This window comes from Pantoea sp. nfd-35, assembly GCF_056892255.1.
The window spans coordinates 1204794-1220171 of record NZ_CP122403.1 but is presented as its reverse complement, the minus strand read 5'-3'; the positions used below and the strand labels follow the sequence as shown (position 1 = coordinate 1220171).

12 protein-coding genes are annotated in these 15378 nt (G+C 54.8%); 5 read left to right on the top strand and 7 right to left on the bottom strand.

Annotated features, from left to right (window positions below; translation table 11 throughout):
* The first annotated feature begins 164 nt into the window (after positions 1-164).
* Complete coding sequence (locus P9J57_RS05790) at positions 165-1184, top strand: alpha/beta hydrolase (protein WP_015699747.1); 1020 nt, start codon at positions 165-167, stop codon at positions 1182-1184.
* A gap of 496 nt (positions 1185-1680) precedes the next feature.
* Positions 1681-2559, top strand: coding sequence for a DMT family transporter (locus P9J57_RS05785; protein WP_019106074.1), 879 nt, complete (start codon positions 1681-1683; stop codon positions 2557-2559).
* A gap of 183 nt (positions 2560-2742) precedes the next feature.
* Here P9J57_RS05785 and guaA read toward each other — a convergent pair whose 3' ends face one another.
* Both guaA and guaB read right to left on the bottom strand, forming a co-directional pair.
* Positions 2743-4323 (bottom strand): glutamine-hydrolyzing GMP synthase, encoded by a 1581-nt coding sequence (gene guaA / locus P9J57_RS05780; RefSeq protein ID WP_019106075.1) that lies wholly within the window; start codon positions 4321-4323, stop codon positions 2743-2745.
* A 69-nt stretch (positions 4324-4392) separates the two neighbouring features.
* The gene (guaB, locus tag P9J57_RS05775; RefSeq protein ID WP_013026725.1) at positions 4393-5859 is read right to left on the bottom strand and encodes an IMP dehydrogenase; all 1467 of its coding nucleotides are present in this window, start codon (positions 5857-5859) and stop codon (positions 4393-4395) included.
* Between the two features lie 168 nt (positions 5860-6027).
* Here guaB and xseA point away from each other — a divergent pair, with 168 nt between their 5' ends.
* From xseA to P9J57_RS05760, 3 genes are read left to right on the top strand one after another with little or no spacing between them, the layout of a single operon-like run.
* A complete protein-coding gene (gene xseA, locus P9J57_RS05770) occupies positions 6028-7401 on the top strand; it encodes an exodeoxyribonuclease VII large subunit (RefSeq protein WP_026021029.1) in 1374 nt (457 codons plus the stop codon).
* A 40-nt stretch (positions 7402-7441) separates the two neighbouring features.
* Complete coding sequence (locus P9J57_RS05765) at positions 7442-8455, top strand: M4 family metallopeptidase (RefSeq protein ID WP_019106077.1); 1014 nt, start codon at positions 7442-7444, stop codon at positions 8453-8455.
* The gene (locus P9J57_RS05760; RefSeq protein WP_015699744.1) at positions 8452-8784 is read left to right on the top strand and encodes a protealysin inhibitor emfourin; all 333 of its coding nucleotides are present in this window, start codon (positions 8452-8454) and stop codon (positions 8782-8784) included. The genes P9J57_RS05765 and P9J57_RS05760 overlap by 4 nt, the downstream gene beginning before the upstream one ends.
* 50 nt (positions 8785-8834) lie before the next feature.
* Here the strand turns inward: P9J57_RS05760 and P9J57_RS05755 are convergent, their stop codons facing one another.
* From P9J57_RS05755 to P9J57_RS05735, 5 genes are all read right to left on the bottom strand, one after another.
* Positions 8835-11276: a glucose/quinate/shikimate family membrane-bound PQQ-dependent dehydrogenase gene (locus tag P9J57_RS05755; RefSeq protein ID WP_014605276.1), complete on the bottom strand. Its 2442-nt coding sequence runs from the start codon at positions 11274-11276 to the stop codon at positions 8835-8837.
* 326 nt (positions 11277-11602) lie between these two features.
* On the bottom strand, positions 11603-11824 hold the full coding sequence (locus P9J57_RS05750) for a zinc ribbon domain-containing protein (RefSeq protein WP_014605275.1): 222 nt from the start codon (positions 11822-11824) through the stop codon (positions 11603-11605).
* 71 nt (positions 11825-11895) lie between these two features.
* Positions 11896-13380, bottom strand: a complete 1485-nt coding sequence (der, locus tag P9J57_RS05745) for a ribosome biogenesis GTPase Der (RefSeq protein WP_013026730.1) — start codon at positions 13378-13380, stop codon at positions 11896-11898.
* Between the two features lie 173 nt (positions 13381-13553).
* Positions 13554-14735 carry an outer membrane protein assembly factor BamB gene (bamB, locus tag P9J57_RS05740; RefSeq protein WP_013026731.1) on the bottom strand — a complete coding sequence of 394 codons (1182 nt, stop codon included), beginning with the start codon at positions 14733-14735 and terminating at the stop codon, positions 13554-13556.
* 19 nt (positions 14736-14754) lie between these two features.
* Positions 14755-15372 carry a YfgM family protein gene (locus tag P9J57_RS05735; RefSeq protein ID WP_014594313.1) on the bottom strand — a complete coding sequence of 206 codons (618 nt, stop codon included), beginning with the start codon at positions 15370-15372 and terminating at the stop codon, positions 14755-14757.
* Between the last annotated feature and the right edge of the window lie 6 nt (positions 15373-15378).

Here is a 15378-nt window from a genome sequence, read left to right as displayed (position 1 = left end):
AGACGCCACGCCTCTTCCCGCGCTTTTTCGCCATCAGCATTATTCTCGCGTCAGCCATGAAATTTAAATAGCGCACTATTTAGTAGTTTACAACTTAAGAAATACCTGCCATCTTAGCCAAACTAAATAGCGCACTACTTAATCGCAAACACAAGGAAATCAAAATGAACGTGAAACTCACCGCAGGTGCTTTATTGTTAGCCAGCCAGATCACATCAGCATGGGCCAGCCCTGTGGAGAATGCGCCTGAACCTACCGTTGGCGTCGCCGCCTTTCTTAAAGCTCTCAACAGTGGCGGCGGTAAGCCCATCGAGACCTTAACGCCTAAAGAAGCACGCGCGGTACTCACCGGCGCGCAGCAAGGTGCCACACTGCCACCCGCACAGGTTTCTGAAAAAACCATCACAGCATTGGGCAAGCCGCTCAAACTGACGATTGTTAAACCCGAACACGCAACTGGCGTGCTCCCGGTATTCATGTTCTTCCACGGTGGCGGCTGGGTGCTGGGTGACTTCCCGACGCACGAACGTCTGGTGCGAGACCTTGTGAACGAATCCGGCGCTGCGGCGGTATTTGTGAATTACGAGCCATCACCAGAAGCCCATTATCCGGTCGCGATTACTCAGGCTTATGAAGCGACTAAATGGGTAGCCGAGCACGGTGCGGAAATTGGCGTTGACGGTAAGCGCCTGGCGCTGGTCGGTAACAGCGTGGGAGGCAACATGGTGGCCGCCGTCGCGCTGCAGGCCAAACAACATAAAACCCCGGCGATTCGTTACGATGTGATGCTGTGGCCCGTTACCGATGCCCATTTTGATGATGCGTCTTATCAGCAATTCGCCAACGGCTATTTCCTGACCCGAAACATGATGAAGTGGTTCTGGGATAACTACACCACGTCAGATAAAGATCGGAATAACATTCTGGCTTCTCCGCTGCGTGCCACTGAGGCGCAACTGGCCGGTTTACCGCCAACGCTGATTCAGACTGCCGAACTCGACGTGCTGCGCGATGAAGGTGAAGCCTTTGGACGTAAGCTGGATGCCGCCGGTGTACCGGTGACGGTGACCCGCTATAACGGCATGATCCACGACTTTGGTTTGCTGAATGCCTTGAGTAAAGAGCCGACGGTACGCACGGCGATTGGCCAGGCGTCAGCGGAATTGAAGGAACACCTTAAGTAAACATCGCCCGACAGCGGATTCGTATTTTTTTGTTCGTGCAGACATGCGGTAAATAAAATCAGCCGGATAGCACCGGCTGATTTTTTTCTGGCTTAAAGGCTGACAGGCATCAGGGCGTGATCACCCTTCTCCACTCCGCGCAAGTATTTATGCCTTCACCCAAAAACGGCCTTCGACCAGTGAAAGGAAAAACCCGCCGTTAAGCAGGCTTGTAGCGAGGCAGTAATGTTATCAACGTCTGCTCATTGCTCATCCCGACCACCACCAGCCACAGAACCCTGACCTTATCAAATTCCCGGTTGCTGGCACCTTGTACTGCCCCCTTCTATCTCGCTACTTCGCGTCATCAACAGTTGAGATTTCGGATAGCCGCCGCAGGAACAGCGTTAAGGATTGCCAGGATCTTTTTACTGAATTATCGTAAGCCGCTTTGGGTACCGCTGACATACAATTCTGGGCCAGGCATTCGGTATAAATGCCTGCCTAAGGGACAACTATGTCATATCGCATCCTTTGGTCAATCGCGCTTTTAGCCGTCACGGCTGTGTGGGGCTGGAGCTTCGTTGCGAAGCACGACACGCTGGGCTTCATGGCCGCATCCACCCTGAACGCGTGGATGTTTACCCTGGCGGCTTTCGCGCTTTTCCCCTTTTCGATCCGTTCTTTTCGCCACCTGAAGCCACGTGACTGGGTGAGTGCGGTATTGGCGGGCATCGTGCTCTTCGCTGCATTTTCCCTACAGACATCCGGCACAGCTTACACAACGCCCTCCAATGCCGGGTTCATCACAGGCTTGTGCACCGTTTTCACGCCGTTGTGTATCTATCTCATCGGCAGAGGACGCCCCAGTGCTAAACAGGCAGCAGGAACCGCCATTGCCGTGTTTGGGCTTGGCTTACTCAGCCTTGACGGGTTCAGGGTGCACTATGGTGACTTACTTATTCTGGGTTGTGCGGTGTGCTTCGCCGTACACATCGTCATCGTGTCGACTTTCACAACGCCTGACATTTCCCTGGCATCAACATCGATACAACTGGGCATCGTTGGCGTGCTTTCTTTGTTATGGAGCGTCGCCCGTGACCAGTTTTCTTTACCTCACTCGCTGCCGACAGCATTAACAATCCTGTCACTGGCCCTGTTCGCAACAGCCCTGGCGTACGCCATTCAGAATCGTGCTCAGGCTGTGCTGGCCCCGGAAAAGGTCGCCCTGATACTGATTTGCGAACCTGTGTTTAGTGGGATTTTTGGTTATTTTCTCGCGGGCGATCGTCTGCCGCCGGAAAGACTTGCAGGAGCGGCGCTAATCCTGGTGGGGATTGTCGTCACTGAGCTTCGCGTCGTACGTCTCCTGCCTGCCGCCTGGCGTAGATCCTAAGTTCGCTTCAGCGCCGTGCGCTGTTCAACGCGAACTCATTTTGCAGGCGAAAGTCAGTGATATCCCTCGCCGTTCCGGCGAAGCGACTATCGGCCAGACAATGCGGGAGCTAAAATGCAAAAAGCCCGCATAACGCGGGCTTCGTTTTACACTGTTTACTGTCGGTCTGAGCCGGACGCTAAATCATTCCCACTCAATCGTCGCCGGTGGCTTGCCGGAAATATCATAAACCACCCGGGAAATACCGTTAACTTCGTTGATGATGCGGTTGGACACGCGGCCCAGGAAGTCGTACGGCAGGTGCGCCCAGTGGGCGGTCATGAAGTCGATGGTTTCTACCGCGCGCAGTGAAACGACCCAGTCATACTTGCGGCCATCGCCCATAACGCCAACAGAACGTACAGGCAGGAACACGGTAAAGGCCTGGCTGACTTTGTTGTAGAGATCGGCTTTATGCAGCTCTTCAATAAAGATGGCATCCGCACGACGCAACAGGTCACAGTACTCTTTCTTCACTTCACCCAGTACGCGCACGCCAAGGCCTGGCCCCGGGAATGGATGACGATAGAGCATATCGTAAGGCAGGCCCAGCTCCAGACCGATCTTGCGCACTTCGTCTTTAAACAGCTCGCGCAGCGGCTCGACCAGGCCCATCTTCATCTCTTTCGGCAGGCCGCCGACGTTGTGGTGCGACTTGATCACGTGCGCTTTACCGGTAGCAGAGGCAGCCGATTCGATCACATCAGGGTAGATGGTACCCTGCGCCAGCCACTTCACGTCTTCCAGGCGCAGTGCCTGCTCGTCAAAGACTTCAACAAAGACGCGGCCGATGATTTTACGCTTCGCTTCCGGATCGTTTTCCCCGGCCAGGGCGTCCAGGAAACGCGCTTCGCCATCAACGTGAACAATGTTCAGACCAAAATGGTCGCCAAACATGTCCAGCACCTGCTCAGCTTCATTCAGGCGCAGCAGCCCGTTATCGACGAATACGCAGGTCAGGTTTTTACCGATGGCGCGATGCAGTAGCATGGCGGTCACTGACGAATCCACACCGCCAGATAAGCCCAGAATCACTTTGTCGTTGCCGACCTGCACGCGCAGACGCTCGACGGCATCTTCGATGATTTTTGCCGGTGTCCAGAGCGCTTCACATTGACAAATATCGATAACAAAACGTTCCAGCATGCGCAGCCCCTGACGCGTATGCGTCACTTCCGGATGGAACTGCACGCCGTAGAAGCGTTTCTCTTCGTTCGCCATGATGGCAAATGGACAGGTTTCTGTACTGGCAACGGTAACAAAGTCAGCAGGGATAGCGGTCACTTTGTCACCGTGACTCATCCAGACATCCAGCAACGGTTTACCGGCTGCGCTGATGGCGTCTTCAATATCGCGAATCAGGGCGCTTGCCGTGTTGACTTCAACCTGCGCATAGCCAAACTCACGCTCGTTGGATCCTTCCACCTTGCCGCCCAACTGCATCGCCATGGTCTGCATGCCATAACAAACACCCAGAACCGGCACGCCAGCCGCGAACACATAGTCAGGCGCGCGCGGGCTGCCATGCTCGGTTGTGCTTTCCGGGCCGCCAGACAGAATGATGCCGCTTGGATTGAACTGGCGAATCTGCTCTTCGGTGACATCCCAGGCCCAGAGTTCACAGTACACGCCAAGCTCACGTACGCGGCGCGCAACCAGCTGCGTATATTGAGAACCAAAATCGAGAATCAGAATGCGGTGCTTATGGATATTTTCCGTCGTCATTGAGGGGTTTCCAGAACGGTGACTTAAAGTAAAGCGCCCGGCTGTTGCCGGGCGGGAAATCTTACGGGGTTATGAACCCATACGGTAGTTCGGTGACTCTTTGGTGATGGTCACGTCGTGCACGTGGCTTTCATTGATGCCCGCGCCGCTGATGCGCACGAATTCGGCTTTGGTACGCAGATCATCAATGGTCTGGCAGCCGGTCAGGCCCATGCAGGAACGCAGGCCGCCCATTTGCTGATGCACGATCTCTTTCAGGCGGCCTTTATAAGCCACGCGGCCTTCAATACCTTCTGGCACCAGCTTGTCAGCAGCGTTATCGGTCTGGAAGTAACGATCCGATGAACCTTTAGACATGGCGCCCAGCGAGCCCATTCCACGGTAGGATTTAAAAGAGCGGCCCTGATAAAGTTCGATTTCACCCGGCGATTCTTCGGTCCCTGCCAGCATCGATCCCACCATGACGCAGGATGCGCCCGCAGCAATCGCCTTCGCGATATCACCAGAGAAACGAATACCGCCGTCCGCGATAACCGGAATGCCGGTGCCTTCCAGCGCGGCCACGGCATCTGAAACGGCGGTGATCTGAGGGACACCCACACCGGTAACGATACGCGTAGTACAGATGGAGCCCGGGCCGATACCGACTTTAACCGCGCTCACGCCAGCTTCAACCAGGGCCAGCGCGCCCGCACCTGTTGCAACGTTGCCGCCGACGATTTCAAGGTCAGGATACTTAGCGCGGGTTTCACGGATACGCTGCAGTACGCCTTCTGAATGGCCATGCGACGAGTCAATCAGCAGTACGTCCACACCGGCAGCAACCAGCGCATCTACGCGCTCTTCGTTGCCCGCACCGGCGCCTACAGCCGCACCGACGCGCAGACGACCCTGCGCATCTTTACAGGCGTTAGGTTTACGTTCGGCTTTCTGGAAGTCTTTAACGGTGATCATCCCCAGCAGGTGGAAGCTGTCATCCACGACCAGCGCTTTTTCTACGCGCTTTTCATGCATTCTGTGCAGGACGACATCACGGGCTTCACCCTCTTTCACCGTCACCAGGCGCTCTTTTGGCGTCATCACGGCCGTCACAGGCTGGGTAAGATCGGTGACGAAGCGCACATCGCGACCGGTGATAATGCCCACCAGCTCGTTATCCGCATTCACGACCGGGTAACCGGCAAAACCGTTGCGTTCGGTCAGTTCTTTCACTTCCGCCAGCGTAGTGGTGGGCAACACGGTCTGCGGTTCGGTGACGACGCCGCTTTCATGCTTTTTAACCTTACGCACTTCATCTGCCTGGCGATCAATCGACATATTTTTGTGAATGAAGCCCAGACCGCCCTCTTGCGCCAGCGCAATAGCCAGACCCGCTTCGGTCACGGTATCCATTGCAGCAGAAAGCATGGGAATATTCAGACGAATGTTTTTGGTCAGCTGAGTGCTGAGATCGGCCGTATTCGGCAGGACGGTGGAGTGTGCAGGAACGAGCAGGACGTCGTCAAAAGTGAGTGCTTCTTTAGCGATTCTTAACATGGCAATACTCCACCTCGGGTGCGTGAGAATAGATAAAATATTGCCGCGGCATTATACAGGCCGTAATCGATTGCCTCCACTATTATTTGAGAAAAAGTCTTGATCCGCGCAATCAGCAATGTAGTATCGACTGATTAACCTACTGATTTGGAATTTGATCTTCGTCACATGTCGCTGCCGCCAAACGCCAATATTTTTACCGTCAGCCGTCTCAATACGACAGTGCGTCAGCTGCTGGAGAATGAGATGGGCCTGGTTTGGCTCAGCGCCGAGATCTCCAATTTCACCCAGCCTGCTTCTGGCCACTGGTACTTTACCCTGAAAGATGATGGCGCCCAGGTCCGCTGCGCCATGTTCCGTAACGGTAATCGTCGTGTGACGTTCCGTCCCCAGCACGGCCAGCAGGTCCTGGTTCGCGCAAATATCACACTCTATGAACCGCGCGGCGATTATCAGCTGATTATTGAAAGTATGCATCCCGCCGGTGAAGGCCTGCTACAGCAGCAGTTTGAGCAACTGAAAGCCAGGCTGGCGCAGGAAGGCTTGTTCGAAGCCGAACACAAGAAGCCCTTACCACAGCCGGCTAAGCAGGTTGGCGTGGTCACCTCTGCGACGGGTGCAGCCCTGCACGATGTTCTGCGCGTGCTGCATCGTCGCGATCCCTCACTGCCCGTTGTGATTTATCCCACTGCCGTTCAGGGCGTAGATGCGCCTGCCGCTATCGTGCGCGCCATTGAGCTTGCGAACCAGCGTGCCGAGTGCGACGTGCTGATCGTGGGTCGCGGCGGCGGTTCACTGGAAGATCTGTGGAGTTTTAATGACGAGCGCGTTGCGCGTGCGATTTTTGCCAGTCGCATTCCCGTGGTCAGCGCGGTTGGCCATGAAACCGACGTCACCATTGCCGATTTTGTTGCTGACCTGCGCGCGCCAACGCCTTCCGCTGCGGCAGAGATTGTCAGCCGTAATCAACTTGAACTCCTGCGCCAGCTGCAGTCACAGCAGCAGCGGCTGGAGATGGCAATGGATTATTATCTGGCGCGCCAGCAGCGGGTATTCAGTCGCCTGGATCATCGCCTGCAGCAGCAGCATCCTCAACTGCGTCTGGCCCGCCAGCAAACCGCACTGTTTCGCCTGCAGCAGCGGTTGGGCGAGGCGATGGAACAGCGGCTTCGCAATGTCACTCTCCAGCAGGACCGCCTGTCACAGCGCCTGGCGCAGCAGCAGCCACAGCAGCGCCTGTATCTGGCGCAAAAAAGCCTACAAAGCTGGCACTATCGCCTGCAACAAAGCATGGAAAAATTGCTTAACCGTGACAAAAACCGCTTCGGTCAGCTTGCGGCCCAGCTGGAAGGCGTCAGTCCGTTAGCCACGCTGGCGCGTGGATTTAGCGTCACGACCGACAACGCTGGCCAGGTGGTGAAGAAAACGCGTCAGGTGAGCACAGGCGATTTACTGCGTACCCGTCTCGATGATGGTTGGGTAGAAAGTCAGGTCACGCAGCTTATTCCCGAAAAACCGAAACGAAAGAAAAGCATTTCTTAACTATACTTCCTGGTACATCCCTCGTGCCAAGGAGTCTACAATGGCTTTCAGCGTTATCCCTCCCTATATTCTCCGTAAGATTATCGCCCACGGTTCCGGTCATCAGCAGGAGCAGGCGCGCCGTACCCTCACCCACGTTCAGCACCTGATGGCGGAGCACTGGCAAAAGACGGCTGCGCCGAAAACCAAGCAGGCCGGGAAGATTGAGCGTGAAATCTATGATGCCCAAAACAAGGAAACGTTGCCGGGAACCCTGGTGCGTAAAGAAGGCCAGTCTTCAAATGGTGACGTTGCCGCCGACGAGGCCTGGAACTATCTTGGCGTCACACACGATTTCTTCTGGCAGATATATAAACGCAATTCTCTGGACAATAACGGTTTGAAATTAGCAGGAACCGTTCACTATGGTGAAAAATATCAGAACGCTTTCTGGAACGGACAGCAGATGGTGTTCGGCGACGGCGATGGTGAGATCTTTAACCGTTTTACTATCGCTATTGATGTTGTTGCGCATGAGTTATCGCACGGTGTCACAGAAACCGAAGCCGGTTTGATCTATTTTGAACAGGCTGGCGCGCTAAATGAATCCATGTCCGATGTCTTTGGCTCCCTGGTGAAGCAGTTCAGTAAAAAACAGACTGCCGATAAGGCCGACTGGATTATTGGTGAAGGCCTGCTGGCGAAAGGCATCAATGGCAAAGGCTTGCGATCGATGTCGCACCCTGGTACCGCTTATGACGACCCAATGTTGGGTAAAGATCCGCAACCGGGCCATATGGACGACTATATTAAAACGCGAGAAGACAACGGCGGCGTGCACCTGAACTCTGGCATTCCTAACCGTGCCTTTTATCTGGCAGCACAAGCACTAGGTGGTTTTGCCTGGGAACAGGCAGGGCAAGCGTGGTATGACACCTTGTGTGATGATAATTTGCATCAGGATGCTGACTTCAAAACCTTTGCACAGTTGACCGTGCAGCACGGTGAAAAGCGCTTTGATCGTTCCGTCGGCAGTAAAATTGAACAGGCGTGGAAAGAGGTAGGCGTATTATGAGTCAACTCCCCGAACTTACCGACGACGCCACCATTGTGGTGACGCGCGAAGGTGGCTTTGCTTTTATCCCCGGCTTACGCAGCGAGCGTCGTTTTCCCTTAGGTGAACTTCCTGCGCCAGAGAAACAGCGTGTCTGCAAAGTGCTGGAGCAGGCGATGCCGCTGGGCGAGTCAGAGGATAAAGCCACTAAGGTAGGATGCGGGGATCAGCGCTATTTTCGTATCCAGATCCAGTACGCCACGCGCCGTGAGGCCGGTACGGTGGTGATCCTGATACCGGAACAGTCGGCCCCGCCGGAGCTGGTGTCGCTCTTCCGGGACGGAAAATAAGCACAAAAAAAGGGCCGCGAGCGGCCCTTTTATTTTACCCGTTATCGCTGTTACTTGCTGTCTGGCAGCGCATAAGCAATCACGTAGTCACCGCGATCCGGTGACTGACGCGCGCCCCCTGCAGAGATCAGAATGTACTGCTTGCCGGTTTTCGGCGAGACGTAGCTCATCGGGCCGCCCTGACTGCCAACGGGCAGACGCGCTTTCCACACTTCTTTACCCGTTGCGCTATCAAACGCACGCAGATAGTAATCCTGCGTACCGGCGATAAACACCAGGCCGCCCTGGGTTGCCAGCGTGCCGCCCAGCGTTGGCATGCCGATTGGCATTTTCGCGCGCATTTTGATCCCGAACGGACCGGTATCCTGCACGGTACCCACCGGAACCTGCCAGACGATTTTCTGCGTTTTCATATCGATAGCAGACAAGGTACCGAACGGGGGTGCCTGGCAAGGAATGCCCAGCGGTGACATAAAGCGGTTCTTATTCACCGCATAAGGCGTACCTTTCAGTGGAACGGCGCCCATGCCGGTATTGATCGCCTCACCGCCGTTGCTGCCACGGGAAACCTTGCTGGTATCAACCGGAATCATCTGTACCCACAATCCTAAACGCATGTCGTTAACAAACAACAGGTTGTTATTCGGATCGGTGGACATACTGCCCCAGTTCATTCCGCCCAGCGAACCCGGGAAACTCAGCGACTTATCCGTGCCCGGCACGGTAAACAGGCCGTCATAGCGCATAGATTTAAAGGCGATACGGCAGGCAAGCTGATCGAACGGCGTGGCCCCCCACATATCGGACTCTTTCAGCGTCTGATTACCAATCATCGGCATACCGGTCGAATGCGGCTGGGTTTTAGTGTACTGCTCGTTAGGGATATGTCCCTGCGGCATTGGCAGCTCTTCCACTTTGGTCAGTGGCTTGCCGGTCATCCGGTCCAGCACAAAGATCATGCCGGTTTTGCCGCCGATCACGACCGCAGGCTTGGTGCTGCCGTCTTTCATCGGGAAGTCGATCAGGCTCGGCTGCATCGGCAGATCGAAGTCCCACAGATCGTTATGCACGGTCTGATAAACCCACTTCTCTTTACCGGTTGTTGCATCGAGTGCCAGTACGGAGGCACCGTATTTATGATCGAGTGCGTTGCGGTTTGCGCCCCACAGGTCAACCGATGAGCTTCCCATCGGAATAAACACGGTGTTCATGGCCGGATCGTAGGACATCGGCGCCCATGAGTTTGGCGTACTCCGCGTATAGTCCTTGCCCGGCATCAGAATAGCATTCGGATCGGTATTGCCCGGGTCAAAGGCCCAACGCATCTGGCCGGTGATCACGTCAAAACCGCGTAACACGCCGCCAGGCATATCTGTTTTAACGTTGTCAGCCACGCGCCCGCCTACGACAACGGTGGTACCGGCAATCGTGGGTGCAGAGGTGAGCTGATAAAGCGGATCGGGCGCATCGCCCAGGCCCTTTTTGAGATCCACGATGCCGTGGTCACCAAAGTCCTCACAGAACTCGCCGTTATCAGCATTAATGGCAATCAGGCGCGCATCGATGGTATTCATCAGAATACGGCGCTGGCAGCTGTCTCCGGCCGCCAGCGTAACGCCAGGAACCGGCGTAGAACCCGGTTGGGTCGGCTGGGTAAGCGGTTTCGTCGCATCAAAATAGGCCAGACCACGGCAGCGCGGCCAGACTTCTGCCTGAGCATTAATCTCACGCTTCCAAATCTGCTTACCGCTGTCGGCTTCCACCGCGATCACGTTGTTGTGCGGGGTGCAAAGATAAACGGTATTTCCCACCTGCAGCGGCGTTTGCTGATCTTCAGCGCCATTGCCGGTTGGGCTTTCAGGGATATCGCCGGTGTGATAAGTCCAGGCGACCTGCAGATCTTTCACGTTATCGCGAGTAATCTGGTCCAGCGCAACAAAGCGGCTTCCCCCTGCGGTATTCCCGTAGTGATCCCAGTTTTGCTGTTGCTTTGACTTATCTACCGGAATCAGCGGCAGTTCCTGACCGGTTGAGGCAACGGTAGGATGGGGCTGAAACATCTGAACTAAGGTAGCGACCATGCCTACGGCAATCACGGCAGAAAAGGCATACGACACTTTTGCCAGCGAAGGCTTGTTTTCGCGCTTGCGCAGCGCAGGCCAGGTGATGAACGCCAGAATCATCAGACCTGCAGGCACCATCAGGCGGGAAACCAGAGGCCAGAATTGCAGTCCGGCGTCAATGACGGCCCAGATTAACGTTCCTACAAACACCAGCAGGAACAGGACAACCGCGGAGGATTTCGCACGGAAAAACTGAATGGCTGACAGCACCGTAACGATGCCTGCAACCAGAAAATACCAACTGCCGCCAAGCGTCGCGAGTTGTCCCCCGCCAACCGCAAAGAACAGGCCGGTTGCCAGTAGCACCAGCCCGAGCAGCACGGACCATATTCTCAACCCTTTACCGGATCGAGATGATGTTTCAGCCATAACACTTACTCTCCTGATAAACAAAACCGCTCCAGCCCTGTGCGCGACCCGGCTCATCGCCGGTCACGTTGCAGGTAAAAGAAGCAGCGTTGTTTTATTCCAATTAAAGCGGACCCGCGTTCATGAAATGAATGATGTTTTCCCGAGACAGCCTGCACTGGGGCAACCCCGTCATGACGCAGCAAAATTGTACCACCTGGTACGTTATCCCGTGAAGGTTTAAACGGGTTTGTTACGAAGCAATAGCATTTTCGCTACAAATTTTTACGCCGTTACGGTTCGCAGCGTTGGGATCTTCATGTGTTGCAGGTTGAAGTGGCCAGGCGTCAGACAGGAAAAATCCTGTAAGTGAGACGACGTCTGGAAATTAAGCCGTGACTATGATGACAAAAATAGTCGGTCGCGCCGCAACTTTTGAGTTGCTCAAGGGGCTGATGGCAGTCGGGGCAGACAGGCTGGTAGCGATAACGAACACCGCACCCGGTGCAGATAAGATCGATCTCGTCAGGGGCCAGGGGTTGATAACATTTTTCACACGTTGCGCGCATATTTTCACCCGACTATGCAAATAAACGCAATCTTAGGGCAAAAAAAAGAGGGCCACCTGGCCCTCGATCAATTAACGCTTATTCTTCTTCATATGCGCCATCAGACGCTTACGCTTGCGCTGTTGCGTCGGCGTCAGCAGATTGCGTTTGCCTTCGTAAGGGTTTTCACCCTCTTTAAACTGAATGCGGATGGGCGTTCCCATCACGTTAAGTGAACGGCGGAAATAGTTCATCAAATAACGTTTGTAGGAATCCGGCAGGTCTTTAACCTGATTACCGTGGATCACCACAATCGGTGGGTTGTAACCGCCCGCATGGGCATATTTCAGTTTAACGCGACGACCGCGAACCAGCGGTGGCTGATGGTCTTCCGCCGCCATATTCATGATGCGCGTCAGGAGGGAGGTATTGACACGTTTTGTAGAGCAGTCGTAGGCTTCCGTAACGGACTCAAACAGGTTGCCTACGCCGCTGCCGTGCAACGCAGAAATAAAGTGCACGCGTGCGAAATCGATAAAGCCCAGGCGGAAATCCAGCGTCTCTTTGACTTCGTCACGCACTTCCTGCGACAGGCCGTCCCATTTATTCACGACGATAACCAGGGAGCGTCCACTGTTGAGAATAAAGCCCAGCAGCGACAGATCCTGATCGGAAATGCCGGCGCGGGCGTCAATCACCAGCATGACGACGTTGGCATCTTCGATCGCCTGCAACGTTTTAATGACTGAGAATTTCTCTACCGTATCCGTAATTTTACCGCGCTTACGTACGCCCGCCGTATCGATCAGCACATACTCGCGACCGTCACGTTCCATCGGAATGTAGATACTGTCACGGGTGGTGCCCGGCATGTCGTAAACGACCACGCGATCTTCACCGAGGATGCGGTTAGTCAACGTAGACTTACCTACGTTAGGACGGCCAACAATCGCCAGCTTAATCGGTAAGGTTGTGGGATCGAAATCGTCTTCTTCTTCCTCTTCCTCACCGTTTTCTTCTGCCGCTAAGGCTGCCCAGTAAGCTTCGTTTTCATCTTCTTCGGTGACCTCAACCGGATCGACCTTTTCCATCCACGGCAGCAGCGCCGTTTCCAGCAGGCTGGTTACGCCACGACCGTGCGAGGCCGCGATAGCGTGAATTTCACCCAGGCCCAGAGAATAGAAATCCACCACCGCCTGATCCGGATCCAGTCCGTCGGTTTTATTCGCCACCAGAAACGTTGCTTTTTGACGAGAGCGGAGATGCTTTGCAATTTGCTGATCGGCGGCCATCATGCCTGCGCGAGCGTCGACCATAAACAGCACAACATCGGCTTCTTCGATCGCCAGCAGCGACTGCTCCGCCATGCGCGTTTCAACACCGTCTTCGGTGCCATCAATACCGCCGGTATCGATAACAATAAATTCGCGCCCTTCCACTTCGGCGCGACCATATTTGCGATCGCGAGTCAGTCCAGGAAAATCCGCTACCAGCGCATCTCGTGTGCGGGTTAAACGGTTAAATAGCGTAGATTTTCCCACATTGGGACGCCCAACCAGCGCGACCACAGGTACCATAACAATGCCTCAATAATGTATTAAATCGCCCGAATGGCGTGATTATAACGGCTTTAGCCGCTCAGTTCAGGCTTAAGGCGCTAAGGATACCATGCCTGACTAAAAACGAAACGGCCCCTGATGAAATCAGGAGCCGTTGTGCCAGGGAACCACCCTGCCTGACAACTTACCCGTTAGCGAGTAATGGCGTAAACTTCACCGTCTTTCGACTGAATCAGCAGTTTGTCGCTGGCGACGACTGGCTCAGTCTGGAAGCCTGAGCTGTCCAGCTTTTGCTGGGCAACAAAACGACCATCGGTGGTGTTCATCCAGTGCAGGTAACCTTCGCTGTCGCCGACCACAAGGTAGCCGTTATAGAGAACCGGTGAAGTCAGATTACGATGCAGCAGCTCGCTTTGACGCCAGATAGCGACACCGCCATCCGCATTCAGCGCAATCACACGATCGTCCTGATCGACCAGGTAGATGCGACCCGCATCGACAATCAGATCTTTAACGCCGCCGATTTCACGTTTCCATAAAATCTGACCTGAGCGTAAATCCAGTGCGGTCAGGTTACCATTGTAAGCCAGCGCATAGACCACGCCGTTGACAATGACCGGCGTGGTATCCACATCGCTCAGGCGATCAATTTCCGTTGCGCCGCTGGGCTGTGAAATACGCTGCTGCCAAATCAGCTGGCCCTGGTTCAGGATAACGGCACTGACACGGCCGTTATCGCCGCCCACAATGGCGCCACCAAAGGCCACAGACGGCGCAGATTCTCCGCGCAGTGACAGCGCAGGCATATCCAGGTTGACGGTCCACTTCACCGCTCCCGTGGCCTGATCCAGGCCCTGCAACATGCCATTACTGGTATGAATCAATACCAGACCATCGCTGACCACAGGACGCGACAGGGCTTCACCCGCCGCTTTCGCCTGCCAGGCAATGGCACCATCGCTGGTGTTCAGTGCATAGACCTGCCCGCGTTCGCTGCCAATATAGAGGCGATCGCCGCTCACGGTGATGCCGCCGGACAGCATGGCAGAACGGTTTTTCGAGAAGAAGCCGGTTTTCTCAGAGAGATCGACTTTCCATTTTTCTTTACCATCGGCCGCGTCGAGCGCTTTTACGATACCAAAGCGGTCAGCAGCATAAACGGTGCCGTCTTGCCAGGTGGGGTGCAGGTTGGAGTAAAAATCACCGATACCATCACCCACGCCGGTGCTCCATACCGTTTGAGGCGTAAACTGGTTTTCCACCTTCGGCAATGGGGCCATTTTCACTACATCTTCTTCGCCGCTGAACAGCGAGCAACCGCTGAGCAAGGTGACTGAGATCAGCCCCGGCAGCAGGTATTTACGTAATTCCATGCGCTCTCTCTTGACTGGCTTAGCTTAAGTTATTCATCTTCATCTGCATCATTTGCTTCAGTGCAGGAGACGCGTCAGATTCTACGCCTTTGCTCCATGCATCGCGCGCGCCCTGCTTATCGCCCTTGCTGAGCAGCGCTTCGCCGCGGATGTCAGCAACAATGGCTGTCCAGCCATCACCCTTCACACTGTCAAGGGTTTTAAGTGCCGCATCAGCCTGATTCTGTTGCAGTTGAATGCGTGCCAGGCGCAGGTTGATAACCGCCTGCAGGTTGGCATCTTTAGTATCTTTCAATCCGTTTTGCAGCAAGGTAGCGGCTTTGTCCAGCTGATTGCTGTCGACATACTGCTTAGCCAGATCCAGGGCCGCCAGGGCACCGTAAGTATTGCTGTTTTCGCTGGCGAACGTGTTGACGGCTTCCAGGGTTTCTGGCTTACCGGCCTGCATCGCACGGGTGACTTTTTGGTATTCTGCCGATACAGTTTTCGCGGAATCCTGCTGATGGCTGGACCAGTAGCGCCAGCCGCCCAGTGCAGCAATCCCGATAACCACGCCTACGGCTAAGGCTTTACCGTTGTTGGCGAAAAAGCGACGCAGCGCATCAACCTGTTCGTTCTCATTGCTATAAACTTCCACGCAATC